General features: G+C 38.7%; 24 protein-coding genes. 5 read left to right on the top strand and 19 right to left on the bottom strand.

Translation table 11 applies throughout. The annotated features are described in order from the left end of the window. Positions 1 to 14: 14 nt before the first annotated feature. The 8 genes from OSJ91_RS02555 to OSJ91_RS02520 form a co-directional block, all read right to left on the bottom strand. Positions 15 to 1,037 (bottom strand): Gfo/Idh/MocA family protein, encoded by a 1,023-nt coding sequence (locus OSJ91_RS02555; protein WP_413243396.1) that lies wholly within the window; start codon positions 1,035 to 1,037, stop codon positions 15 to 17. A 13-nt stretch (positions 1,038 to 1,050) separates the two neighbouring features. Beyond that, positions 1,051 to 1,779 carry a ThuA domain-containing protein gene (locus OSJ91_RS02550; RefSeq protein WP_413015202.1) on the bottom strand — a complete coding sequence of 243 codons (729 nt, stop codon included), beginning with the start codon at positions 1,777 to 1,779 and terminating at the stop codon, positions 1,051 to 1,053. A 225-nt stretch (positions 1,780 to 2,004) separates the two neighbouring features. Next, on the bottom strand, positions 2,005 to 3,039 hold the full coding sequence (locus OSJ91_RS02545) for a LacI family DNA-binding transcriptional regulator (protein ID WP_413020213.1): 1,035 nt from the start codon (positions 3,037 to 3,039) through the stop codon (positions 2,005 to 2,007). Between the two features lie 57 nt (positions 3,040 to 3,096). Further along, positions 3,097 to 3,915 carry a carbohydrate ABC transporter permease gene (locus OSJ91_RS02540; RefSeq protein ID WP_101224962.1) on the bottom strand — a complete coding sequence of 273 codons (819 nt, stop codon included), beginning with the start codon at positions 3,913 to 3,915 and terminating at the stop codon, positions 3,097 to 3,099. Beyond that, the gene (locus OSJ91_RS02535; RefSeq protein WP_098370419.1) at positions 3,915 to 4,775 is read right to left on the bottom strand and encodes a carbohydrate ABC transporter permease; all 861 of its coding nucleotides are present in this window, start codon (positions 4,773 to 4,775) and stop codon (positions 3,915 to 3,917) included. Before OSJ91_RS02535 ends, OSJ91_RS02540 begins: the two co-directional genes overlap by 1 nt. 166 nt (positions 4,776 to 4,941) lie before the next feature. Continuing rightward, positions 4,942 to 6,231, bottom strand: coding sequence for an ABC transporter substrate-binding protein (locus OSJ91_RS02530; protein ID WP_101224963.1), 1,290 nt, complete (start codon positions 6,229 to 6,231; stop codon positions 4,942 to 4,944). A 362-nt stretch (positions 6,232 to 6,593) separates the two neighbouring features. Then, on the bottom strand, positions 6,594 to 6,779 hold the full coding sequence (locus OSJ91_RS02525) for a hypothetical protein (RefSeq protein WP_034305959.1): 186 nt from the start codon (positions 6,777 to 6,779) through the stop codon (positions 6,594 to 6,596). A gap of 154 nt (positions 6,780 to 6,933) precedes the next feature. Further along, positions 6,934 to 7,773 carry a YitT family protein gene (locus OSJ91_RS02520; protein ID WP_350301079.1) on the bottom strand — a complete coding sequence of 280 codons (840 nt, stop codon included), beginning with the start codon at positions 7,771 to 7,773 and terminating at the stop codon, positions 6,934 to 6,936. A gap of 417 nt (positions 7,774 to 8,190) precedes the next feature. Here OSJ91_RS02520 and bioF point away from each other — a divergent pair, with 417 nt between their 5' ends. Genes bioF through bioC form a run of 3 tightly spaced genes read left to right on the top strand, consistent with a single transcriptional unit; the run spans position 8,191 to position 10,947 of the window. Then, complete coding sequence (gene bioF / locus OSJ91_RS02515) at positions 8,191 to 9,390, top strand: 8-amino-7-oxononanoate synthase (protein ID WP_485890935.1); 1,200 nt, start codon at positions 8,191 to 8,193, stop codon at positions 9,388 to 9,390. Next, positions 9,387 to 10,136: an alpha/beta hydrolase gene (locus tag OSJ91_RS02510; RefSeq protein WP_485890934.1), complete on the top strand. Its 750-nt coding sequence runs from the start codon at positions 9,387 to 9,389 to the stop codon at positions 10,134 to 10,136. The genes bioF and OSJ91_RS02510 overlap by 4 nt, the downstream gene beginning before the upstream one ends. Further along, positions 10,126 to 10,947: a malonyl-ACP O-methyltransferase BioC gene (gene bioC, locus OSJ91_RS02505; protein ID WP_485890933.1), complete on the top strand. Its 822-nt coding sequence runs from the start codon at positions 10,126 to 10,128 to the stop codon at positions 10,945 to 10,947. Before OSJ91_RS02510 ends, bioC begins: the two co-directional genes overlap by 11 nt. A gap of 161 nt (positions 10,948 to 11,108) precedes the next feature. Here the strand turns inward: bioC and OSJ91_RS02500 are convergent, their stop codons facing one another. The 4 genes from OSJ91_RS02500 to OSJ91_RS02485 form a co-directional block, all read right to left on the bottom strand. After that, on the bottom strand, positions 11,109 to 11,786 hold the full coding sequence (locus OSJ91_RS02500) for an ABC transporter ATP-binding protein (RefSeq protein ID WP_485890932.1): 678 nt from the start codon (positions 11,784 to 11,786) through the stop codon (positions 11,109 to 11,111). After that, positions 11,783 to 12,889, bottom strand: a complete 1,107-nt coding sequence (locus OSJ91_RS02495; RefSeq protein ID WP_485891833.1) for an ABC transporter permease — start codon at positions 12,887 to 12,889, stop codon at positions 11,783 to 11,785. The genes OSJ91_RS02500 and OSJ91_RS02495 overlap by 4 nt, the downstream gene beginning before the upstream one ends. Positions 12,890 to 12,980: 91 nt before the next feature. Further along, positions 12,981 to 14,360, bottom strand: a complete 1,380-nt coding sequence (locus OSJ91_RS02490) for a sensor histidine kinase (RefSeq protein WP_485890931.1) — start codon at positions 14,358 to 14,360, stop codon at positions 12,981 to 12,983. Then, complete coding sequence (locus OSJ91_RS02485) at positions 14,357 to 15,034, bottom strand: response regulator transcription factor (RefSeq protein ID WP_485890930.1); 678 nt, start codon at positions 15,032 to 15,034, stop codon at positions 14,357 to 14,359. The genes OSJ91_RS02490 and OSJ91_RS02485 overlap by 4 nt, the downstream gene beginning before the upstream one ends. Positions 15,035 to 15,354: 320 nt before the next feature. Between OSJ91_RS02485 and OSJ91_RS02480 the strand changes: the two genes are divergently transcribed. After that, positions 15,355 to 16,332, top strand: coding sequence for a bile acid:sodium symporter family protein (locus tag OSJ91_RS02480; RefSeq protein ID WP_137018575.1), 978 nt, complete (start codon positions 15,355 to 15,357; stop codon positions 16,330 to 16,332). 290 nt (positions 16,333 to 16,622) lie between these two features. Then, positions 16,623 to 17,879, top strand: coding sequence for a DUF445 domain-containing protein (locus OSJ91_RS02475; protein ID WP_485890928.1), 1,257 nt, complete (start codon positions 16,623 to 16,625; stop codon positions 17,877 to 17,879). 134 nt (positions 17,880 to 18,013) lie between these two features. Here the strand turns inward: OSJ91_RS02475 and OSJ91_RS02470 are convergent, their stop codons facing one another. The 7 genes from OSJ91_RS02470 to OSJ91_RS02440 form a co-directional block, all read right to left on the bottom strand. After that, positions 18,014 to 18,457, bottom strand: coding sequence for a hypothetical protein (locus OSJ91_RS02470; protein ID WP_485890927.1), 444 nt, complete (start codon positions 18,455 to 18,457; stop codon positions 18,014 to 18,016). A 63-nt stretch (positions 18,458 to 18,520) separates the two neighbouring features. Next, positions 18,521 to 18,850, bottom strand: coding sequence for a hypothetical protein (locus OSJ91_RS02465; protein WP_485890926.1), 330 nt, complete (start codon positions 18,848 to 18,850; stop codon positions 18,521 to 18,523). Between the two features lie 152 nt (positions 18,851 to 19,002). Then, positions 19,003 to 19,488 (bottom strand): hypothetical protein, encoded by a 486-nt coding sequence (locus OSJ91_RS02460; protein WP_350301068.1) that lies wholly within the window; start codon positions 19,486 to 19,488, stop codon positions 19,003 to 19,005. Between the two features lie 59 nt (positions 19,489 to 19,547). Next, entirely contained in the window at positions 19,548 to 19,775 is a 228-nt protein-coding gene (locus OSJ91_RS02455; protein WP_485890925.1) for a hypothetical protein, read from the bottom strand. A 113-nt stretch (positions 19,776 to 19,888) separates the two neighbouring features. After that, positions 19,889 to 20,305 (bottom strand): hypothetical protein, encoded by a 417-nt coding sequence (locus OSJ91_RS02450; protein WP_377451240.1) that lies wholly within the window; start codon positions 20,303 to 20,305, stop codon positions 19,889 to 19,891. 145 nt (positions 20,306 to 20,450) lie between these two features. After that, the gene (locus OSJ91_RS02445; protein WP_485890924.1) at positions 20,451 to 20,837 is read right to left on the bottom strand and encodes a hypothetical protein; all 387 of its coding nucleotides are present in this window, start codon (positions 20,835 to 20,837) and stop codon (positions 20,451 to 20,453) included. A gap of 148 nt (positions 20,838 to 20,985) precedes the next feature. After that, complete coding sequence (locus OSJ91_RS02440; RefSeq protein WP_485890923.1) at positions 20,986 to 22,008, bottom strand: ADP-ribosylglycohydrolase family protein; 1,023 nt, start codon at positions 22,006 to 22,008, stop codon at positions 20,986 to 20,988. Positions 22,009 to 22,234: the final 226 nt, after the last annotated feature.

The raw sequence follows: 22,234 nt of genomic DNA, 5'->3' as shown, positions 1-22,234 counted from the left end.
GACTTTTAACCCCTTTATAAGCGGATGATTTTTCGGGATGCATTTGATTCCATCGCGCCAAGAATGACTTTTAATGATTTTAATCCTTCAACTCCTGAGACAAGAGGCTCCTCATTGTCCACCACACATTTTACAAAGTGGCTGATCACTTCGGAATCATGCTGTCCTTCTGAGTCATTAGTCTGGATGCTTCCTAATTGGATGGTTTCTGTCTTTCCATTATCATGATGGATGATAAGTGAGTATTTCGGATCGTCTTCAAGGCGCAATACCGCTTTTTCCGCATAAATGACCGTAGCATTGTCTTCTTTTGCATAAGACCAGCTGGCGGTAAGAGTTCCGATGATACCGCTCTCCGTCCGGAGGATACAGGCCGCACTGTCATCAACGTCTGTATTTTTCTTGGCAGTCGTTTCCACAAAGGCTCCCACTTCAACAAATTCTTCTCCAAGGATATACCGTAATAAATCAGCTTTATGAACGCCTAAATCTCCCATTGCACCAATGACTGCCTGATCCTTCTTAAAAAACCAGCTTTCCAGTCCGTCCACGCTCCAGGTTTCAGGCCCTGAATGTCCAAAAGCCGTCCGGAAGCTATAGACCTTCCCTAGCTCCCCGCTCTCAATAAGCTGTTTCGCTTTTTGATGAGAAGGAACAAAACGCTGATTATGACCAATCATTAGTATTTTGCCGCTTTTCGCTGCTGCTGCATTCATTTTTTCAGCGTCCACCAAAGAAGTAGCCATTGGTTTCTCACAAAGGACATGCTTACCAGCTTCCAGGGCCGCAACCGTGATGCGTGCATGCAGGTAATTCGGTGTACATACACTGATCGCTTCAATCTCCTCATTCTTCAAAAGTTCTATATAATCAGTATATGCTTGGGCGCCATACCTTTGTGCTGCTGCATTCGCCCGGTCCTGCACAATATCACAAACGGCAATGATCTCCGTTTCCTGATGTGCATCATACTCCGGAAAATGCCTGTTTTTTGCGATACTCCCGCATCCAATGACTCCTACCTTCACTTTGCCCATTTTGTTCTCTCCTTCACTTCATCTCTTTGCCTGAGATGGATTCCAACGGTTCGGCTTTCCCATAGTTCGTTACGACTCCAGTTTCCGGCTTGACCCAATCAACGGCATTCTTAATTACTCGTTGAATCTCCGGATTATGGAAAGTAGGATATGTTTCATGACCTGGACGAAAATAGAAAATCTTCCCTTTTCCCCGCTGATACGTGCAGCCGCTTCTGAATATCTCCCCGCCTTCAAACCAACTGACGAATATTAATTGATCTGGTGCAGGAATATCAAAATGTTCCCCGTACATCTCTTCCTTCTCAAGCTCTATATATTCTCCGATTCCATCAACGATAGGATGACTGGGATCGACAACCCAAAGCCGTTCCTTTTCATCCGCGACCCGCCATTTCAAATCGCAAGTCGTGCCCATAAGTCGTTTGAAGATTTTTGAAAAATGACCGGAATGGAGGACGATGAGACCCATGCCCTCGAGTACTCGCTTGTGGACCCTTGCAATGATTTCATCCTGAACTTCATCATGTGCAACATGCCCCCACCAAAGAAGTACATCGGTTCGTTCCAGTGCTTCTTCCGTTAATCCATGCTCTTCTTCATCGAGAGTAGCGGTCCTCACCTCGACCTGCTCACTTTGTAAAAAGCCGGCAATTGCACCATGGATACCATCTGGGTATACTTTGGCTACTTCAGGCTTTGTTCTCTCGTGGCGAAACTCATTCCATACCAGGACTCTCATGAACAACCTCCTCCATTCAAGATTCATTTCACGGCAACTTGCTTTGCATGGTTTAACTATACCTCTTTATCCATAACGCAAACGTTTGCGTTAGGTGTGATCAAAATATAAGAACATACTTATTGACTTCTAAGTATGAATTTTCAAAAATAATAGTGATAATCTATATTGTAAATTTATGTTAGCAAAAATCAAGCTTTAATTGGTAAAACATTTCTACATTTTTCATTTAATTTCCTTTTCGGCAACAAAATGCGACTCCCGCTTTATGATTTTGGTAGGAATACTGATACTCTTTTCCATCATTTCCGGATTTGCAATTAGATCGAACACGCATTTTGCCGCCTCATACCCTAACTGATACGTATGGATATCAACCGTTGTCAGCGGCGTACTTAAAAATTCTATGAATTCTGAGTGGTTAAAACAGACGACGCTTATTTGCTGCGGCACTTTCAAGTTCTTTTCAGCTAACACTCCAAGCAAGAGAACACCCAATAAAAGATCCATAACCAAAAATGCGGTTGGTGCCTCTTTCAATTCCAGCAATTCGTCAATGGCCTTTATTCCATCCGTTCGATTTAAAGGAATCAATTTGATATATTCCTGTCGCACATCTAGCCCCGCCTGTTCCATCGCTTGTTGAAAACCTGTCAAGCGGTCCTGGATCACCTCAAACTCGGGACTGCCCCCTAAAAAGGCGATTCGCTCATGTCCAAGACTTATTACAAACTCCGATACTTCCCTGGCCGCTTGAACATTATCGTTATCAATGAACGTGATTCCGCTCATGTTCGTACTTGGCTTCCCGATCAAAACGAACGGGAAGCCCTGCTTTAATAAATACGGCACCACTTTATCGTCCTTTTTAGAGTACAAAACAATCATGCCATCCACTCTTCTGCCCTGAACCATTTTCACGACATCCTCAAAGATGGCATCCTCCGTCTCGCCGGTTGTCAGGGAAAGACTGTACCCTTCTTTATTACAGAAATCCCCGATGCCTCGGATCACTTCTGGAAAAAAGGGATTATAAAGTGATTCCCTTGCCGAACTTTTCATGACGATCCCAATGGCCTTAGTTGACTTCGTGACTAAGTTCCGGGCATTTTCATTCATATGATAGCCCATTTCCTTTAATACCTTGCGTACTTTACGCTTTGTCTTTTCACTGATTGTCGGGCTGTTATGGATTACACGCGATACCGTTGATGGAGCGACATTTGCTTTTTTGGCAACGTCTTTTATAGTAACAGACAAATTCATCAACACTCCCCGTTCACCGCACATGGTTTAATATTCCCTATATTTAAATAGTTATTTAACTGCTCCATCTGCAATTCCTTTGATAATTTGCCTCTGAGCAAAAAAGTACGCAATGATGACTGGAATGATGGATAAAGTAAGTCCAGCCAAGGCAAGATGCCATTGCTTCGTATATTGACCGAAAAAGAAGAATAATTTAAGTGGGATGGTCTCCGATCCTGCGCCGCCAATAACAAGGGATGGCAGCAAATAGTCGTTCCATATCCAAATGACATTTAAGATCCCAACTGTAATGGACATCGGTTTTAATAATGGAAATATGATATACCAAAATACTTGAAAGCGGTTTGCACCATCAATCTTTGCTGCCTCATCAAGTGAGAGGGGAATCCCTTTTAAAGTACCATGATACAGGAATATGGAAAGACTGCAGCCAAAACCTAAATACATGAAAATCAGTCCGGCCTTGTTCAACATCCCCAGCTGTCCGAATTGGGCAACGAGCGGTATCATCACAGACTGAAACGGGATCAGCATGGCTGCTACAAACACAAAGAAAAGCAGGGAACTTATTTTACTTTTGTTTCGGGAAAGAGCGTATGCTGCCATCGCAGAAAAGATGATGATGATGACTACACTTACGCCCGATATCAATAAAGAATTGAATAAAGTCCGGAGGAAATCCAATTGCTCGAAAGCTTGAGTGAAGTTTTCGAATGTCCAGGTTTCAGGCAGTCCCAGTGTATCGGCAAATATATCCCGTTTCATTTTAAAAGCATTGACAAGCATTAAATAAAACGGAGTGAGCCATAATATGGCCAAAATGAATCCGATGAATCCAATCAGCCACAATTTCCATTTTCCCCTCATTACAGCTCAACCTCCCGTTTTTTATTGAAATAGACTTGTGTCAGCGAAACGACCGCCACGATTACGAAAAAGATAACGGCTTTTGCCTGTGCATATGCCATATCGTTTTCGGTGAAGGCGGATTTTACAATGTTCATCGCAACCATTTCAGTTGAATTATAGGGAGCTCCATTCGTCAAAGAAAGGTTTTGATCATAGATCTTGAACGAGTGGGAAAGCGTCAAAAACAAACTGACGGTAAAAGCAGGTGCCACTAGTGGAAAAGTTATATGGCGAAAACGCTGGAAGCTGTTCGCTCCGTCAATTTTTGCCGCTTCTATCAAGTCTTCAGGAACAGCCTGCAGATAGGCAATATAAATGATCATGATATATCCGGCCATCTGCCAAGACGTTAAAATGATCAATCCCCAAAAACCTGTATCAGTCGTTGATAACCACCCATTAAATGCTTCGATCCCAGTCAAATCACCAATCGCACCGAAGACCTTAATAAAAATGAACTGCCAAATAAAGCCGAGAATCAAGCCGCCAATTAAATTGGGCATAAAGAAAACTGTCCGCAATATGTTGCTTGATTTAATTTTCGAAGTCACGATGAGGGCCAAACTTAATCCGATGATATTGATTACCACAATTGCCGCTACGGAAAATTTAATGGTGAACCAAAATGTATCAAGGAACCCTTTATCCGTAAACAAGTCTATATAATTCTTAAGACCAATGAAATCCGGAGTCCCTAAACCGTTCCAGTTCGTAAAGGAATAATAAAATCCGTATATGAGCGGCACGATCACAACCAAAATGAGTGCAGCAAGAACAGGTGTCAAAAACAGCCAATATGCGGCATCCCGATTTCTCAACGAAACCGACCTCCTTGAAATGATTTAATAGTTAATGGGTTTAGATCATACTGTGTTATTTGATGAATCCCTTGTTGAGGCAAATTACCTCAGCGGCTTTTCTATAATAAGGAACAACCAATCGACACGTTTTTCATGCCGATTGGTCACTTGCATTTCCCAACACTTATTTGCTATGAATCTTCTCCCAATTTTCTATGTTCTGTTGGACAAGTTCCTCCCAAGTCAATTTACCAGTTACGTATTTTTGGACACTTGCACCAAGATCATCGTTCCAACCGACCGGATATCCATTAAACACCCAACCAATCGTATTTCCTTCTTGAGAGTATTTATAAATTTCTTTTGAAATTGGATCTGCAATTTTTTCTACATCATATCCTTCATAAGCAGGAATGAATTTAAAATCTTCCAAAACGGCTTTTTTCCCTGCTTCGGATGTATACATCCAGTCGAGGAACTTCTTCGCCGCTTCCTGTACCTTTTCATCCGATTTCTTGTTCACTGCCCAATAGTTCGGTACGCCGACCGGCATGCCTGCATTGTCTCCATTTGGAATCGGGATGATGCCAATTCCCTTTTCAGCTAACTCAGGGTCCATATCATAGACTGTGTTATACACCCAGTTACCTTGCTGAATGATCGCAACCTTTTCAAGCGAGAACAGCTCCTCCACTTGTTGGGAGTAATCAAGACTTGCTGTCGGCTGGACGGAATACTCATTTTGGATATCGACCAATTGTTTAAACTTGTCACCATCCGTGAATTTAACCGTAGGTGCTTTACTTGCTTCTAACACATTTCCATCAAACTCCGGTGATAAGAATACATTGGATAAATGGTTTCCTGTCACCCACTTCTCTTTTACCGGATATGCGAAAACTGCTTCGAGCTTCAATTTGTCTTTTTGTGAATCGATTTTCTTAACTGCCGCCTCTAAGGCTTCATAACTTGTAATTTCATCAGGATTAATTCCAGCTTCTTTAAATATTCGTTTGTTATAGATCAAGCCGTATCCTTCCTGGTTAAATGGAAGTCCAAGGACTTGCCCGTCCTCTTCCACGCCATCCAAAGTACCGTCAAGCGCTGCAGCAGCAGCTTTCGTGTCCTTTAAATCTGTTAATCTATCCTTATATTGTGCGACATCTACCGGTCCGCCAATGTTAAAAACCGCTGGCTCCTCACCTGAAGCGAACTTTGCCGTTATGGCAGATTTATAATCATTACCGCCGCCGACTGTCGATACCTTGATCTTCACATTTGGATTTTCTTTTTCATATTGTTTTGCCAATGTCTCGAATTGCGACTTGAATTCTACCTTGAATTGAAATATATCGAGCGTCACGACATCCTTTGAGTCGCTGTTTCCGCCAGTTGAAGAAGAGCATCCTGCCAAAATTACACTAAAAATTAATAAAACAGTAAGAATTCCCCCGTACCATTTTTTACGCCTCATGCCTACCCACTCTCCCTTTTTCTCATAATATTCATGCAATTTTAAGAAAACGTTTGCATAAAATTAGTAAAATAAAAGCCTTTAATTCCATAAAATTCATAGTCTAGCGTACTTCTTTTACATCACCTCCTCACAAAAAAACGTTGCAAACGTTTACATTTATGCGCTTAATATTACCACCAAATTCCATACTTTACAATAAAATTGTAGTATATTGTAAAAAAAGGATGTTAAGAACTCTCTTAATCTAATTATATGATTCAGAAACCTTTGATTATTCCTTTATCCGATTATTTATCGTACGGGCCATTTTCATTCCTGGCATTATACGAAAAAAGGGAAACCCGTCGGTCCCCCTCTTTTCACTTCAATATCATTTTCACATTGGAAGGACCGTATTCATCCTTCAATTCATAATATTTATCGCTTGCTTGTCCAAATTCCTTAAACACACCGCTAATGATCAATTCATTTGTTTCCTTATCAACGACACTGTACTTGATATTGCTTTTCCCAAACTTTCTGTCATCCACTTTTAAAAGGATCATCTTGGACACCTCCACATTTAATGGCTGCACTCCTCAGGGTGTGTGGTTTCTTACTTACATAATATAACAAATTATTCCGAATTTACAGATTTTTTGCATTGCAAAATAAAAAAGCCTAATTAGGCCTTTTCATTTCGCTTATACCTTACTAGCATCAGGACTTCGAGATATCCAGGAATCCTTCACCAAATACGTCCCGAACGTCATGTATGGCTATAAAAGCATTGCTATCCGTTGACTGCACTATTCTCTTTAACTTTAGCACCTCTTGCTTACTTATAACGATATATAAAATATCCTTGGATGCCTTTGTATAGTATCCATGACCGCTAAAAACAGTGACCCCCCGGTCCATCAATTCGGTTACTTGTTTTGCAATCTGGTCCGCTTCATTTGAAATGATGGTAATCGCTTTTTTCGGGTTCAATCCCTCAATGATGAATTCCATCGTTTTTGTTCCAATATAAAGCATAAGGATAGTGAGCATCAGACCTTCTGCACCAATGATGAAATAAGATGAGAACGCAACGATTAAATCGAAAAACAGAAGTCCATAGCTTAAGCTCCATCCCAAATACTTATTCGTAATTCGGGCCAGGATCGTCGTACCGGCAGTAGTGCCCCCAACACGAATGATCATGCCAATTCCTGCACCGGCAAAAACCCCGCCAAATATTGCATTGATGACCAATTCATCTGAAGATATCGTCCAACTTTCGGTTAAATGAAGGAAAAGTGAATTAAATGCAACGGCTACGATTGTATATACCGTTGTTAATTTCGACAAAAATTTATAACCGACAATGAGCAGGAAAGCGTTAATGATCAAACTTAACAGCCCTGGTGACCATTCAAAAAGATAAAACAAAATGATGGTTATCCCCGTGACTCCTCCCTCACCAAGCTCATTGGGAATGACGAAAAGATTTATTGCCAAAGCAAAAATAAAAGCTCCTATTAATATAAAGAAAACATCCAAAGAAATCTTTTTCATATTTATTACCCTTCCTTTATCTAATGGTTAATGTGAATTCTGTTAAATTTCACTGCTCTATAGTAACATGGAATTCCATTTAATCCTTCAAAGATTTGAAGGTTTAACAAAAAGACTACCTTGGAAGTTAGATTATCTTCAATGAACGAGCTTAATACATACAAAGTCACTATTTTCACTAAGCTTTTTTATTCATTAGCTTAACAAAGCCGCTGCCCGATTCTCCTTAAATGTTCTGGCTTGGATCAAAATAACCAACCAGCTTTTTTTGACCCTTGATTTCTCCGAGATTAATGGATTATTAATTTATTCTCATGCTCCTTTTCAAAGCTTGACAGTTTCATTGAGTCATGATTAGAATGTTTTATATGTTAACTTATATTAATTTTAGTTGACATATAAAAAAGGAGAATGGCCATGCACAGTGAAAAACAATTACCTTGTTGGGAAGAAAAAATAAAAAATGAACTGGCTCATTTAGAAGAGATTTCGCAAAAGCGTGAACTCGTATCAACCGTATGTGCCGAGCAGCCTTGGCTTACGATCAACGGGTGCAGGATGCTTAATCTGGCTTCTAATAACTATTTAGGATATGCAGGAGATGAGCGGCTGAAAAAGGCTATGGTTGATGCAGTACTTACATATGGTGCAGGAGCAACGGCTTCACGTTTAATTGTTGGCAATCATCCTCTTTACGAGCAGGCGGAACAAGCTCTTGTCGATTGGAAGAAAGCCGAAGCAGGACTCATCATCAACAGTGGATATAACGCGAACCTTGGAATAATCTCCACCCTGCTGTCCCGTAACGATATTATTTATAGCGATAAATTGAATCATGCAAGCATTGTCGATGGAGCTCTTTTAAGCCGTGCAAAGCATATACGCTATCGTCATAATGATTTAGACCACTTAGAAGCATCTTTGAAAAAATCACCGATTGAAGCACGTAAATTAATCGTGACGGATACGGTCTTCAGTATGGATGGTGACTTTGCTTTTCTTGAAGACCTTGTCCGGTTAAAGGAACGTTATAACGCAATGTTAATGACAGATGAAGCACATGGAAGCGGTATCTATGGTAAAAACGGTGAAGGCTATGCCGGTCACCTCCATCTTCAAAATAAAATAGATATCCAAATGGGAACATTCAGTAAAGCACTTGGTTCATTCGGGGCCTATGTTGTCGGGAAAGAATGGCTCATCGACTATTTAAAAAATCGCATGCGCGGATTCATCTATTCAACTGCACTTCCCCCTGCCATACTTGGTGCTATAAAAACAGCGATTGAACTTGTACAGCAAGAACCAGAACGCCGCTCACTGCTCCAAACACATTCAGAATACTTTAGAGAAGAACTCACAAATTACGGGTTTAACATTTGCGGAAGCCGATCACAAATTGTTCCTATCGTCATCGGGGAAAACGAAAAAGCGATGGAATTTGCTGCACGTTTGCAAAAAGAAGGAATTGCCGCTATTGCTGTCAGGCCGCCGACCGTTCCTGAAAATGAAGCGAGAATCCGTTTTACCGTAACGGCTCTCCACGATAAAAAAGATCTTGATTGGGCAGTTCAAAAAGTTTCGATCATTGGAAAAGAAATGGGTGTTGTTGAATGAAGCAGCCGAATTTAGTCGTGCTTCCTGGCTGGGGAATGGAAAAAGAGGCGTTTCAACCGTTAATCAAACCGCTGTCAGAACTATTTCACCTTTCATTTATAGATTGGAAAGATATGAAGGCACTAAATGACTTTGAAGAACGGGTCATAAACACAATCGCTTCCATCGATGGTCCTGTTTATTTATTGGGCTGGTCATTAGGATCACTAGTATCACTTGAACTTTCAAGTTCTTTTCGAGAAAGAATAAAAGGTTTTATCCTTTTTGGCGCAACAAGTCGGTTCACTACAGGAGAAAATTATTCATTTGGCTGGGATCCGCGAATGGTCGAGCGCATGAAGAAACAACTGCCGCGCAATAAAGAGAAGACTTTGACTTCCTTCTATGAAGCCATGTTTTCCGATGCTGAAAAAGAAGCAGGTTTTTATCATCAATTCACCAAGACAATTGAACATGAGTTTCATGGAGATGATGTGTTTTCGCTTCTGATTGGTTTGGATTATTTACTTCAGAAAGATGCTCGAGCAAGACTCGACCGGATTGAAGCCCCCTTTTTAATGCTTCATGGGAGGGAAGACAAAATTTGTCCACTTGAAGCTTCATCTTTCATTAAAGAGAATCTGGGTGGGAAAGCCGAGGTTCGTATTATCGAAGGTGCTGGTCATATTCCATTTTTCACAAAACCAGAGGAATGTATGGAGCATATAAAAACATTTATTCAAAAGGAGTACGTTCATGATAGATAAAAGATTGTTAAGCAAGCGATTCAGTGAACACGCGCAAACATATGATGCGTATGCCAATGTTCAAAAAAAAATGGCAAAGCAATTAGTGGATTTGCTTCCTCAAAAAAACACCAATCATAAAATCAATATTCTTGAAATCGGCTGCGGCACCGGTTACTTAACCAGGTTACTCGTCAAAACATTCCCTAATGCCGCCATTACGGCTGTTGATTTGGCACCCGGTATGGTTGAAGTGGCAAAAGGATTGACAAAGGAAGACCGTGTTACATTTTTATGTACGGACATCGAAGAAATGGCGCTAAATGAAAATTACGACTTGATTATTTCCAATGCAACGTTTCAATGGCTGAATGATATTCCTGCAACCCTTGAAAAACTTTTTACACGATTAACGGCGGAAGGAAGCCTGATATTTTCAACGTTCGGAATAGATACCTTTCAAGAGCTTCATAGATCATATGAACAAGCGAAAGAAAAGCTTCAACTTTCCATGGATAGTTCACCAGGCCAAACGTTTTACACTCTGGAAGAATTATCCCAAGTTTGCGAAGCAGCAATCCCCTATTCAGCAGCAGCTCCAATCGAGATTACAAAAATAGAAAAGCTTGAACTGGAGTACTTTCAGACAGTACGTGAATTTTTCACTTCAATCAAAAAGATTGGCGCTGCTAACAGCAACAAAGAAAACTACTGCCAGCGCCCTTCCTTTTTTCGAGAGTTAATCAACATATACGACACAGAATACCGAAATGATTCAGGTGTGAAAGCAACCTATCACTGCTTGTTCTTTAAAATAAAAAAACATGATTAATCCGCAGATAACCATCTGGGATTATACATAATCGCAAATCGTTTATATAAAGTAACGACTAGTATTCCAACCGCTTACTGTATTAACCATTCCCTTCAAGCAATTCAGGCCGCCGCCACTCCTAATTCCTTTGGAGAGGCGGCGGCCTTTTACGTATAACTTCATCCAAATACCTTGCCATCTGTAATATTGACCACTCGATCACATAAATCTAACATTCTTTCATCGTGCGTTACCATGATGGCCGCTTTATTTCTTGATTTCACCTCATGTGCAAGCATTTCAACAACATCCCTGCCTCTTTTGGAATCAAGACTTGCCGTTGGTTCATCCGCTAAAATGATTTCTGGATCATTCATTAGCGAACGGGCGATGGCTACACGCTGCCGCTCACCGCCCGACAGTGCTTCTGGCAGGTGATCTGCCCGATGTCCAAGTCCAAGGTGGCTAAGCAATTCGTCCGCTTTTTTCACAGTTTTTTTATCTCGCTTGCCAATCAGTTCAGAAAGTAGCAGAAGCTGATCTCGTACGGAGAGATATGGCACAAGATTCGACGATTGGAATACAAACCCGATCTTTTCAAGGCGCACTCGAGTCAATTCTTTTGGGGATAGTGTTGTAATATCCCCACCATTCAACAGTAAGCGACCTTCGCTCGGGGAAAGTAACGCACCCGCTATTGAAAGAAAAGTACTTTTTCCTGAGCCTGAAGGACCCACGATGGCGACGAATTCCCCCGCTCTCACATTCAGGGAAATATTATCAAGGGCTATCACCTTATTAACGCCTTCCCCATAAATCTTACTGACGTTTTCAAATAATAGTTTATCCCCCATCATGATACCCTCCCAATTGCTTCGATCGCATCTATCTTCGCTACTCGGTATAGTGATAGCAGCGAACCCAATACGGATACAACCAAAAGTAACACGGAATATTTAATGACCAAATCGGTACTCAATTCAAATGGCATTCCTTCTGGCATGATTAAAGTGACGATATATGTCAGTGCAACACTGATGGCGATGCATGTCACGGCAAGCAGCGTTACTTGACCAACGATGCTTTTTGCCAGGTAGCCCGTATTTGCCCCAAGTGCCTTAAGGACACCAAATTGATTCGTCTTCTGTAAGGTAATCACATAAAAGAATACTGCCAAAACGAAAGCCGCAATGACAAACAAGAAGACAATCATCATCGTCAGTGTACCCTGTTCCTCTTTGAACCCTGGTATACTTTGAAGTGATTCTTCTTTCGAAATGAGCGTTACGCCTTCAGGCAATGATTCACGTACATTCTCTTCTGACTTCGAATCCATTTGCACGGCTATTGTGCTGATTGAGTCTTTTCCTTGATTTTTCAATGCTGGGTTAATCTCCTGCCACCCCGTAACATTCATGTAAACTACCGGTGTATGGCTATAAGACTGCTTTTCAGTAAAACCAACAATGGTGAAAATCTTACCAGATAGGTCATCTTTGAGTGAATCACCCAATTTATAACCAACTTCCTTTAAAGAACGATCTGCAACGACTTCACCTTGTTTCTTATTGTCATAGCTCGTTCCTTCTATGACCTTCGGTGCTAAAATACCACTGGCATCGGTCGCAAAAATAGTGACATCCGTTTTCTCCGAAGAGCCGACTTTATTCAATGTGATCATCATTTGCCCAAGTCCTTCGGCTGCTTTAACATCCGATGAAGCCCGGATTTCATCTAGCTTTTCCATCGATATGATCGATCGGTTCAATTTATTTTTAGAGTCATGCTCCATAACAAAATAGTCGGCCTTCATGTTTTGTATGGATGAAGCATTATCTGAAGAAAGTCCATTAGCTAATCCTGAAATGATAAACACAAGCAAAGCGACCAATATCATGATCAGTCCAATCAGCAGATAACGTAATTTTGAATGCTTTAGTTCACGTATTGCCAAAAACATCATTTCATCTCCCTTTCCTTTTGTTTACCGATCATTGAATCGGTATGACCCGATTGTAAACAATCAATATGAATGGAAGATGAACAACTGATTACATAAGGGGCAGCCGTATATAAAAAGTGGTCCCTTTACCAAGTTCGCTTCGAACTTCGATCATTCCCCCATGAAGTTCAACCGTCTTCCTCGTAATCGAAAGTCCTAAGCCGCTTCCGGTTTCACTCCTGTTCCTCACTTTGTCGACTTTATAAAAGCGATCAAGGATATAAGGGAGGTCTTCTTCTGGAATTCCGATGCCCGTATCCGCGATAATCACTTCAACAGCACTGCCTATTCTTTTAATCCGAATATCGATCGAACTGCCGCTTTCCGAGTATTTAATGCTATTGGTTATCAAATTCGTCCAAACTTGATTTAAAAGTTTTTCATCTGCAGAAATGACGGTTGACGGCAAATCCATTTCGATCACCATATCTTTTTCCCGCCAATTCCATTCCAGCATGAACAACACTTGCCGGATTTGCTGCGCTAAATCAAAATTTGTCCGTTGCAGCGGATCTTCTGCTTTATCCAACGAAGCAAGCATGAGCAGCTGTTTGCTTAACGATGACATGCGCCTGCTTTCTTTTTCAATGATGGACAAGTACTGATTTCTTTGTTCTTTTGTTAATTCCTCCGATTGGAGGGTTTGAGAAAAACCTTGGATGGATGCAAGCGGAGATTGAATTTCATGAGAAACATTTGAAACGAATTCCTGTCTCATATCATCTAACCGCTGTATGCTTTGAGTCATTTTCGAGAAATGTTGAGCCAAATCCCCAATTTCATCACTGCGGGTGACATTCAATTCACTACTATAATCCCCATCAGCGATTCTCTTTGTAGCTTCTGTTAATTTCGTAATTGGCTTAACGATGAAACGCGTGTTAATAATAACAAATAAAAAACTGAGCAGGAGCGTAAGTACGAGCAAAACAGAAAGGTAAAAGCGGAACTCTCCAAACTGCAGCTCTATATTCGGCCTTACAAACAAGGCATATTTCTCGCCATCCACATTAATTGGGACCCCAATGCTATTAATTAAAACATCTTCAAAAAATCCGGTAATAAATAACCCATTATTATAATTGGCGATCCCTTGATAGGTTTTCCCGTTCAAAACTCCTGAAATCGTGTCGCGATCCAAACTCGCTTCCCGAAACGGCTCACCATATAAAGTTCCTTCACCCTGCTCATTAAATAGATACATTTGATAGTGCAAACCTGCAATATGGTTTAAATACGCATCAATATCCTGATGAGGATTCTCCTCATATAAGGAGACGATCTCACTTGCGACTTTGCTTATTTTCTCACCATTGTTGGGTTTTTGAACCTGATGATAATAAACATTGGAAATTAAAAAAGCGATGACACTGGCAAGCACCATGATCAAAATGGTTTGAATAACTATCCTGAAATAGAGTGTTTTCACTTCTTGTTGACCTCCAGTTTATAACCTAATCCACGGACAGTCGTTATGACAAAGTCATCGGTCCGCCCGGCAAAACGTTCCCTCAACCGTTTAACATGGACATCAACCGTTCGATCATCCCCTGCAAAATCAGCACCCCAAACCAGTTCAATAAGCTGCTCACGCGTAAAGACCTGATCTGGAAAACTCCCCAGCTGAGCCAGCAGCTCAAATTCCTTAAGCGGCAGGAGCAGCGTATTCCCCTTTATTCGCACTTCGTAACTTTTACGGTCAATCACAGTTTGATTCAATGATATCGATTCAGAATTCACCAGACGGTACCTTCGCATTAGCGCTTTTATCCGAAATAGAAGTTCCCTTGGCTCAAACGGCTTTACTAGGTAATCATCCGTACCTGCAAAGTACCCCTTTTCCTTATCGATAAGTTGATCTTTAGCTGTCAATAAAATGACGGGCAGATCATATTGATCCCGGATTTCCTTACAAAGATCCAGTCCGTTTTTATACGGCATCATAATATCGACAACAGACAGATGGATCCGTTCCTTCTCCAGTAGCAAGGAAGCTTCATTCCCGTCCTTCGCTTCGAATACCATGTACCCTTCCTTTTCCAAGTGAAATTTAAGCAACTCCCGAATATGCCGATCATCATCCGCAATTAATATATGTATCAAAGAAACCACATCTCCACTTCTTTTATAGCCCTGGCTAAACATACAATAGCAATAATTAAACATGTAAAACAACAAATACTAATTCTAACTCAGTTCCTTATAAACTAGTTTGCCACTAATATACAGCACCCTCTTATTTTTTTAAAAAGATAAAGTAAAAAAGCGAACAGAATCTAAAAACCCTGTCCGCTTTTTTCCTATAGTAAATCGTCATATTCATACTAGTTCAGCCGTAATGATATTTTTATTGCTCAAAAGGGTTTTAAATATTCTGAATATAAATTATAATTGTTTTATTTTAAAACATCTAGGAGGTCACTATGGGAGTAGTAGAGAAAATCAGCGGATTTGCTGGTAAAACGTTTACCTTATGGGTCATTTTATTTGCAGTTATTGCGTATATCTTACCTAATCATTTTATATGGATTGGAGCCTATATTGTTCCATTATTGGGAATTGTCATGTTTGGCATGGGACTTACATTATCAGCATCGGATTTTAAAGAAGTTTTCCGACGGCCGAAAGAAGTCGCACTAGGGGTAGCAGGACATTTTATCATTATGCCCTTATTGGCATTTGTATTAGCAATAGGGTTCGATTTGCCCAAAGAAGTGGCTGTTGGTGTCATTTTGGTAGGATGTTGCCCTAGTGGAACAGCTTCAAATGTCATGGTGTTTCTTGCGAGAGGAAATGTTGCGCTTGCAGTTGCCATTGCTTCTGTTTCCACTATTCTAGCACCTATCGTAACTCCCCTGCTTATTCTGCTCTTGGCAAGTAAATGGGTCAATATCAGTATTGGATCATTATTCATTTCGATCATTCAAGTGGTGATCATCCCACTGCTGCTTGGATTCATCGTTAAAAAGTTTTTCGGCAAACAGGCAGAGGCCGGTGCAAAGGCTTTACCTCTAGTATCAGTCATTTCAATCGTCCTGATTGTATCTGCCGTAGTAGCTGGCAGCCAAGCTCAGCTGGCTAAAACAGGTTTGCTGATTTTTGCAGTAGTCGTTCTTCATAATGTTCTTGGCTTTTTACTCGGCTTTTTCTTTGCTCGTTTATGCGGAATGGATTTAGCCAAACAGAAAGCTGTTGCAATGGAGGTTGGTATGCAGAACTCTGGTTTAGGTGTAGCTATAGCCACAGCCCACTTCTCGCCTTTGGCCGCTGTACCTAGTGCCATCTTCAGTGTTTGGCATAATATATCAGGCTCCGTTCTAGCCTTTATTTTCAGTCGCATGAAAGATAAGAAAAAAGTAGGGACCGTTAAAAATAATTCGATAAAAACAGACGCATCATAATATGTTGGAGATGAACCAAAACAAATAATCCGGAGAGCTTTTTGCCTCCTTAATTAAATTAGTAAATTGAGCCGATTGAGTGAATCGGCTTTTTTTGTGCATTAACCATCCGAATATTGAACATTCAAGGGAATAACAAATATTCAATGCCCAAAATTAATGAACTTACTGCCTTGTTGTGGTTATTTTTTTGAACTACCTGCTATACTACTAGATGAAAGTAAGTTATAAAATTTGCTAATGATTCGGGTTATAGTAATTGACTATCATTTTAAGGATGAGGGAATATAATGTCACCAAAAATAAAATCTTCAAGAAAAATAGCTAGATATTCACTAATTATCATGGGGGCGGGTTATATTGCAACCACTCCATTTCAAGGTTCATTGCCTTTAGATTTATTACATGGAGGGTTTGAGGCTGGTTTAGTCGGCGGATTGGCAGATTGGTTTGCAGTCACTGCATTATTCCGCCATCCGCTTGGATTACCAATCCCCCATACAGCGCTTTTGCCCAACAATCGTAAAAGAATGACAAATGCACTTGTTTCGATGTTAAAAAACGACTGGCTTTCTAAGGAAAGCATTCAGGACAAAGTAAAACATATTCCTTTTACTGAAAAATTGATCCCTATTTTAGGAAAAGAGATTCAAAGTGATACTTTTAGAAAAGTCCTGATTAAACTAATCAAGCAAATGATTGGTTATATAGATATAGAAAAGATTACACCTTTCGTTGCAAAAAAAATTAAATCATCACTTTCTAGCATAGACATGAGCAAGATGCTACATTTAGTAACTTCACAGTTACTTAACGAAGAGTTTGATAAGAAGGCTTTGGATCATGTTTTGAAAAAAGCTGAAGATTGGTTAGGAAAAAAAGAAACCAGTCACCGACTTGGCACTGTTTCCATGGATGTACTCAGTAAGATTGAACTGGAAGGTATGCTTCAGTTCGCCGTTAAGTCCATTCAAAGTCTACTTAACGAAGAGAAACTTGGGAATATCATACAAAACCTATTATTAAGTGTCGTAAATAATTTACAAAACGAGAAAGAACCAAATAGAGAGGCTTTAATCTTATATATCAGGAAAGAGATACAAGGCATTAACCATAACCCGGAACTGTTAGAAGGAGTTGAAAAATGGAAAAAACAACTTCTGACAAAATGGGAGCCTGAGGCGGCAATAAAGGGAAGTCTACAACAAATTCAACAAGAAGCATTGGATTTCGTCGAAGATGAACATTTCATGGATACTTATCTGACTCCAATGATTCATCACGTACTGGACAACATAATAGAAAATAGCACCCACATCGATAATTGGATACAGAAACAAATTACTGTTCTCATTGAAAATAATCATACGCAGATCGGCAATCTTGTACAAGAAAATTTAGATAAGCTAGACAACGAAACGCTGATTGATATGATGGAAAATGGTGTAGGAAAAGATTTACAATGGATTCGTGTGAACGGAGCGGTCTGCGGTTTTATAATAGGGCTTATCCTAACAGGTGCACAGGCTCTGCTTAGGCTATTATAATCCAGGCACCTTCGGGCGATTTGGTAACGGCAGTATACTTGTCGTTACCAAATCAACTGGTGCTGATTCGTTGCCTTTAGTTTGATACTCCTCATTAAAAAGCCCTTAACCTTAAGGGCTTTTCAATGAGGAAATTAATCTAATGAATAGGGTTTCCTCTCCTCGATTATCGCCACTTCATCCCATTCCACAGATTTGGTGTACATATATTTATCTGTTCGTTCAAACCCCATCTTTTTGGCAAGTTCAGTGTTGGTGGTATCCAAAAGCACTTTACCTGTTTTTCTATCTTCAGATGCTTGAAACATCTCTCCCTTATATTTTGCCTTCGAATTTATCTTAAATAAATTTTCTACCTCTTCTACAGAAACATTTTTTATATAGATTTTTTCATCTAAATGTTTGAAACCTTGAGATAGATCAGCATGTTTATTACTTATTAACTTTATAGACTTATCTTCCAGTAGACTAAAACTATACTCGCTACCATTATGTATTGCATACTTTCCTTTTCTTATCATAGGTTCCTCCATTTTGAGGTAGTAATTATCATCAAAATTAAATTGCATTTCATTCATCGGGAAACAATCATTTCAACTTATGTTAAAGTCTTTTATTAGCGGGAAATACTCTTGATAAAATTAATTGTCCCTTTTAAATTCTTTTAATAAAATATCTTTTATTCCATCTAATTCGTTATTAGCAACGATTCTCTTGTCATAGTTATCATCCCAAATAAAATAATCAGATAAACCCACTCTAGGTTTATTTATATCATGATAGATGCCACTCAATTCCATCATAGTTTTACGATATTGCTCTGCTGATTCACAATCCAATAAGCATATATCAATCAATTCAATTGAGGCTTTAGCTTTTCGTAATAAATATTCTATATCATTCTTTTCTTTTGTTAATATTTTCACCAAACGAACATAAGCATCTTTAATAACTAATAAAGTTTGCTCCAAGTTTATCCCCCATAATACAGTCATTTTATTGGAACTTCATCCACCACTTTTAAATACTTACTTCCCAAGGTTCCGACACAAAAATTTGATTCTCTCCACCTGAATAGATTCCAGCTTAATAAGCCCGCTAGACCCTTATTTATATTAGTTCTTTAGGAATTTCCATTGTATAAACTATCCAGCTTCATTATATAGTCTCTAGTTTCTCCCCTTGGTATAACCTTCCTGGTTTCAGGTAAATCTTCAAATATTAATATTGGTTTTTTCATCTCAATAATCGCTTCTATGTCGTCAAGAGGCACGTCCTTTTTAAAAACAAATTGCTCTTGCTTTTCGAATCCATAGCAGTCTACATCATTACTATCCATACTAAATAACGAAATCTCATTTTCATCCAAGATATGCCTGCCCAATGAATATGGCTCAAACTCTTTACCTTTGTAAGCTACCAAAAACTTTAGTTCATAAACTAAATCAACTTCCTCTTTAGTCACATCCTTGATAAACAGATTTGTCATATTCCCTGTTTGATCAATAAGTTCACGAAATCCTTGTTCAGGTTCATGGGTTCTTAGTCTTAACCTGTCGTTACGGATATTCAAGAGGTAATCCTTATGATTATATATGGCATATTTCATCTTTAGCTTCACCTCGTCTAACTTGTTCTCATTTAATATCTTGTATTGAAAAATGAATATTAATTCAGAAGTTCCAAAACTGTTTTATAAAAATATTCACATGCTTCATCTTCTGTATCAAATTTCTTTAAATGTGATTTCAACCCACGTTCACTATAATAGACTTCCAAAATATTATCTCTTTTATTTAAGCAAAGCACCTCATTAGGTAGTCCACCATTAAGGCTATATAGATTTTTTTGAACATTATCTTTAATTAATAATTTCTCCAATTCTGTTTTTTTCAAATTGCTTTCCTCCCCCTCAAATTATGTACATTTTCTTTTAGATGCTTCACCTCAAGAAATATATAATTCGAGTTATCATCTTACCCGCTTCAGTTATATTCTTTCACAGTTTATCATTGGAAATATACTATGCTGATTCCTGCATCACATGACCTTGGATCATACCACTGGGTAATCTTACCCCATTCAAATACATTTTCAGACAATATGCCATCTGGATACCCAATTTGCTCTGTAAGCCATTCACCATGCTGCGATAGTTTTTCTTCATAGTCCCATTGGTTAATGGATGGATCATTTACTTTCAAATTAATTCCCGATATTAAATTATTTTCAAATGATAATCGGACATTAAAATATTTGCTACCTAATTTAGGTGCCTTTAAAAACCTTAAAGATTTATTATGACTATCAAGGGTTATAGATTTAAACATACTTGAAGATTCTTTTGTTTTTATATCATCCAATTTACAGTTAGGAAAAATAAAAACACCTTCTATTTCTAACTCTCCCTTTTTCAGATTACTCATCCCTTAATCCCCTTCCGTTTATTTCCAAAAAAATCAAAATTTTTTGATCTGTAATCTTATTCTTAAGTTATTTTAAATTTTTCATTTTGATAACACTTGTATCCTGTATCTCTTCGTAAGTCTTACTGATTGTTACGATTTATTTTTAATCTAACGAAAACAGTTTTCGCTCTTCTATTATTTCAACTTCATCTAAATTTACATTTTTAGAATAAAGATATTTATCTGTACGTTTAAAGCCATATCTTTCAGCTAGTTTTAAATGAGGAGTTGCTAGAATAATTTTCCCATTTCCACCATTAGAAGCTCCAAATAATTCTCCTTTATATTTTGCAAAAGAATGAATTAAAAATAGCTTTTCTACTTCATTTAAAGAAAGAACTTTTGTAAAAATATTCTTTTTATATTGGGTAAATCCATAGTTCATGTCTTCCTTGTTATTGCTTATTAGTTCTATAAATCCTTTGCTTTTAGATTCTATGAATCTATACTCTTTCCCATTATAGATCGTATACTCACCTTTTCTTATCATTTCTCCACTCCATTATTTAATTTTTCTATCACCCAAATTCAAACTGCTTCGCTTCCCGTTTAACATAGCATATACTGGATTCTGGACATAAAAAACCCCTATAAAAGTCTTTTATAGGGGTTTTTTTATGTAATATGGGTGATTTACATCAATCTCCATACTCTTCTTTAATTGCTTTATCTGCACAAAAACTAAGGAATTTCTCGATTAATTGATCAATATCTTCTTTTCTGGTGATTTTCTCAAGCCATTCTTTAGGAATGTCGTCGATTTTATAGTACATACCTGCCATTGTTCCCGTAATGGCACCTACTGTATCCGTATCATCCCCTAGATTCACTGCTTTTAAAACGGCATCGCTAAACGAATCTGAATTTCCTAAGCACCAAATGGCTGCTTCCAACGTATGAACGACATAACCATCTGACTGAATTTCTTCTTGTGGTAATGAAAAGAAATCTTCTTCAAAAATTCTTGAATAGGATTGCAGCTCTTTTTGGTATATATGATCTTTTTCAAAATTCTCATCAAAAAGTTTTTTTGTTTGTCTTATTGCATCTTCAGGAGAATTATTATAATAAAGTCTAAGTAAAAACTCGACATAAATAATGGAACCTACCACAGAACGCGGATGTGCATGGGTTACTTCCGTATACTTTTTAATGGTTTGGATTTTTTCAATGAAATTAAAGTTATTAATAAGGATAAATGCTACTGGAGCGACCCTCATCAACGCCCCATTTCCATTATCAAACATTGCATTTCCGCCACATTCTGGCGCTGGCGTTCCACTTTTAAACTTGGTTATGGCTTCACTGGTCGTTCTGCCAATATCGAACATTTCATGATGTGGTGTCCAATAACCAGATTCCATATACTGAACGAATTTTTGTATTAGCTCCGCTGAATCGCTTTTTTCAATTAAGTTTTCAATTAAACATAAAGTTAACGAAGTATCATCCGACCAAGTGCCTGGTGGCTGATTATACGTTCCATATCCCGTTATATCATCAATAGTAAACGTCCCTCTTTTTTTAAATTCAACTGGGACACCAAGCATGTCTCCAATAATACCGCCATACAGACTCGGTAATACTCTTTTCTTAATAGCTAAACTCATAAAAATCTTGTTATCGTCTTCCCATCTGTCTACCATTCTTCTGCCTGTCATTCATTACACCTACTTTTTAATAAAGTCTAGTATAAGATGCATACCATTTGCATCTTCACGCTTCTTTAATGAACAATTCTTGACCTGCATTGAGAAGTAATTCGGCCTCATCAGGGAATTCACTAATTTTTCAAAAGTAAGCAGCTAACAACTACTTATATAATAAGTTGTTATTCTATTTACAACCTTAAAATTGTCAACTCACGGATCATAGATTCAACCTATA

This window comes from Bacillus sp. T-10(2022) (genome assembly GCF_056502895.1).
Note: the sequence above shows the minus strand (reverse complement) of the source record. Positions and strands in the feature narration are given on the sequence as shown.

Coding starts and splice junctions, on each gene's coding strand:
- OSJ91_RS02555 (WP_413243396.1), bottom strand. CDS start 1,037: ATGGGCAAAGTGAAGGTAGGAGTCATTGGATGCGGGAGTATCGCAAAA.
- OSJ91_RS02550 (WP_413015202.1), bottom strand. CDS start 1,779: ATGAGAGTCCTGGTATGGAATGAGTTTCGCCACGAGAGAACAAAGCCT.
- OSJ91_RS02540 (WP_101224962.1), bottom strand. CDS start 3,915: ATGAGGGGAAAATGGAAATTGTGGCTGATTGGATTCATCGGATTCATT.
- OSJ91_RS02530 (WP_101224963.1), bottom strand. CDS start 6,231: ATGAGGCGTAAAAAATGGTACGGGGGAATTCTTACTGTTTTATTAATT.
- OSJ91_RS02525 (WP_034305959.1), bottom strand. CDS start 6,779: ATGATCCTTTTAAAAGTGGATGACAGAAAGTTTGGGAAAAGCAATATC.
- OSJ91_RS02520 (WP_350301079.1), bottom strand. CDS start 7,773: ATGAAAAAGATTTCTTTGGATGTTTTCTTTATATTAATAGGAGCTTTT.
- bioF (WP_485890935.1), top strand. CDS start 8,191: ATGCACAGTGAAAAACAATTACCTTGTTGGGAAGAAAAAATAAAAAAT.
- OSJ91_RS02510 (WP_485890934.1), top strand. CDS start 9,387: ATGAAGCAGCCGAATTTAGTCGTGCTTCCTGGCTGGGGAATGGAAAAA.
- bioC (WP_485890933.1), top strand. CDS start 10,126: ATGATAGATAAAAGATTGTTAAGCAAGCGATTCAGTGAACACGCGCAA.
- OSJ91_RS02500 (WP_485890932.1), bottom strand. CDS start 11,786: ATGATGGGGGATAAACTATTATTTGAAAACGTCAGTAAGATTTATGGG.
- OSJ91_RS02495 (WP_485891833.1), bottom strand. CDS start 12,889: ATGTTTTTGGCAATACGTGAACTAAAGCATTCAAAATTACGTTATCTG.
- OSJ91_RS02480 (WP_137018575.1), top strand. CDS start 15,355: ATGGGAGTAGTAGAGAAAATCAGCGGATTTGCTGGTAAAACGTTTACC.
- OSJ91_RS02475 (WP_485890928.1), top strand. CDS start 16,623: ATGTCACCAAAAATAAAATCTTCAAGAAAAATAGCTAGATATTCACTA.
- OSJ91_RS02470 (WP_485890927.1), bottom strand. CDS start 18,457: ATGAATGAAATGCAATTTAATTTTGATGATAATTACTACCTCAAAATG.
- OSJ91_RS02460 (WP_350301068.1), bottom strand. CDS start 19,488: ATGAAATATGCCATATATAATCATAAGGATTACCTCTTGAATATCCGT.
- OSJ91_RS02450 (WP_377451240.1), bottom strand. CDS start 20,305: ATGAGTAATCTGAAAAAGGGAGAGTTAGAAATAGAAGGTGTTTTTATT.
- OSJ91_RS02445 (WP_485890924.1), bottom strand. CDS start 20,837: ATGATAAGAAAAGGTGAGTATACGATCTATAATGGGAAAGAGTATAGA.
- OSJ91_RS02440 (WP_485890923.1), bottom strand. CDS start 22,008: ATGACAGGCAGAAGAATGGTAGACAGATGGGAAGACGATAACAAGATT.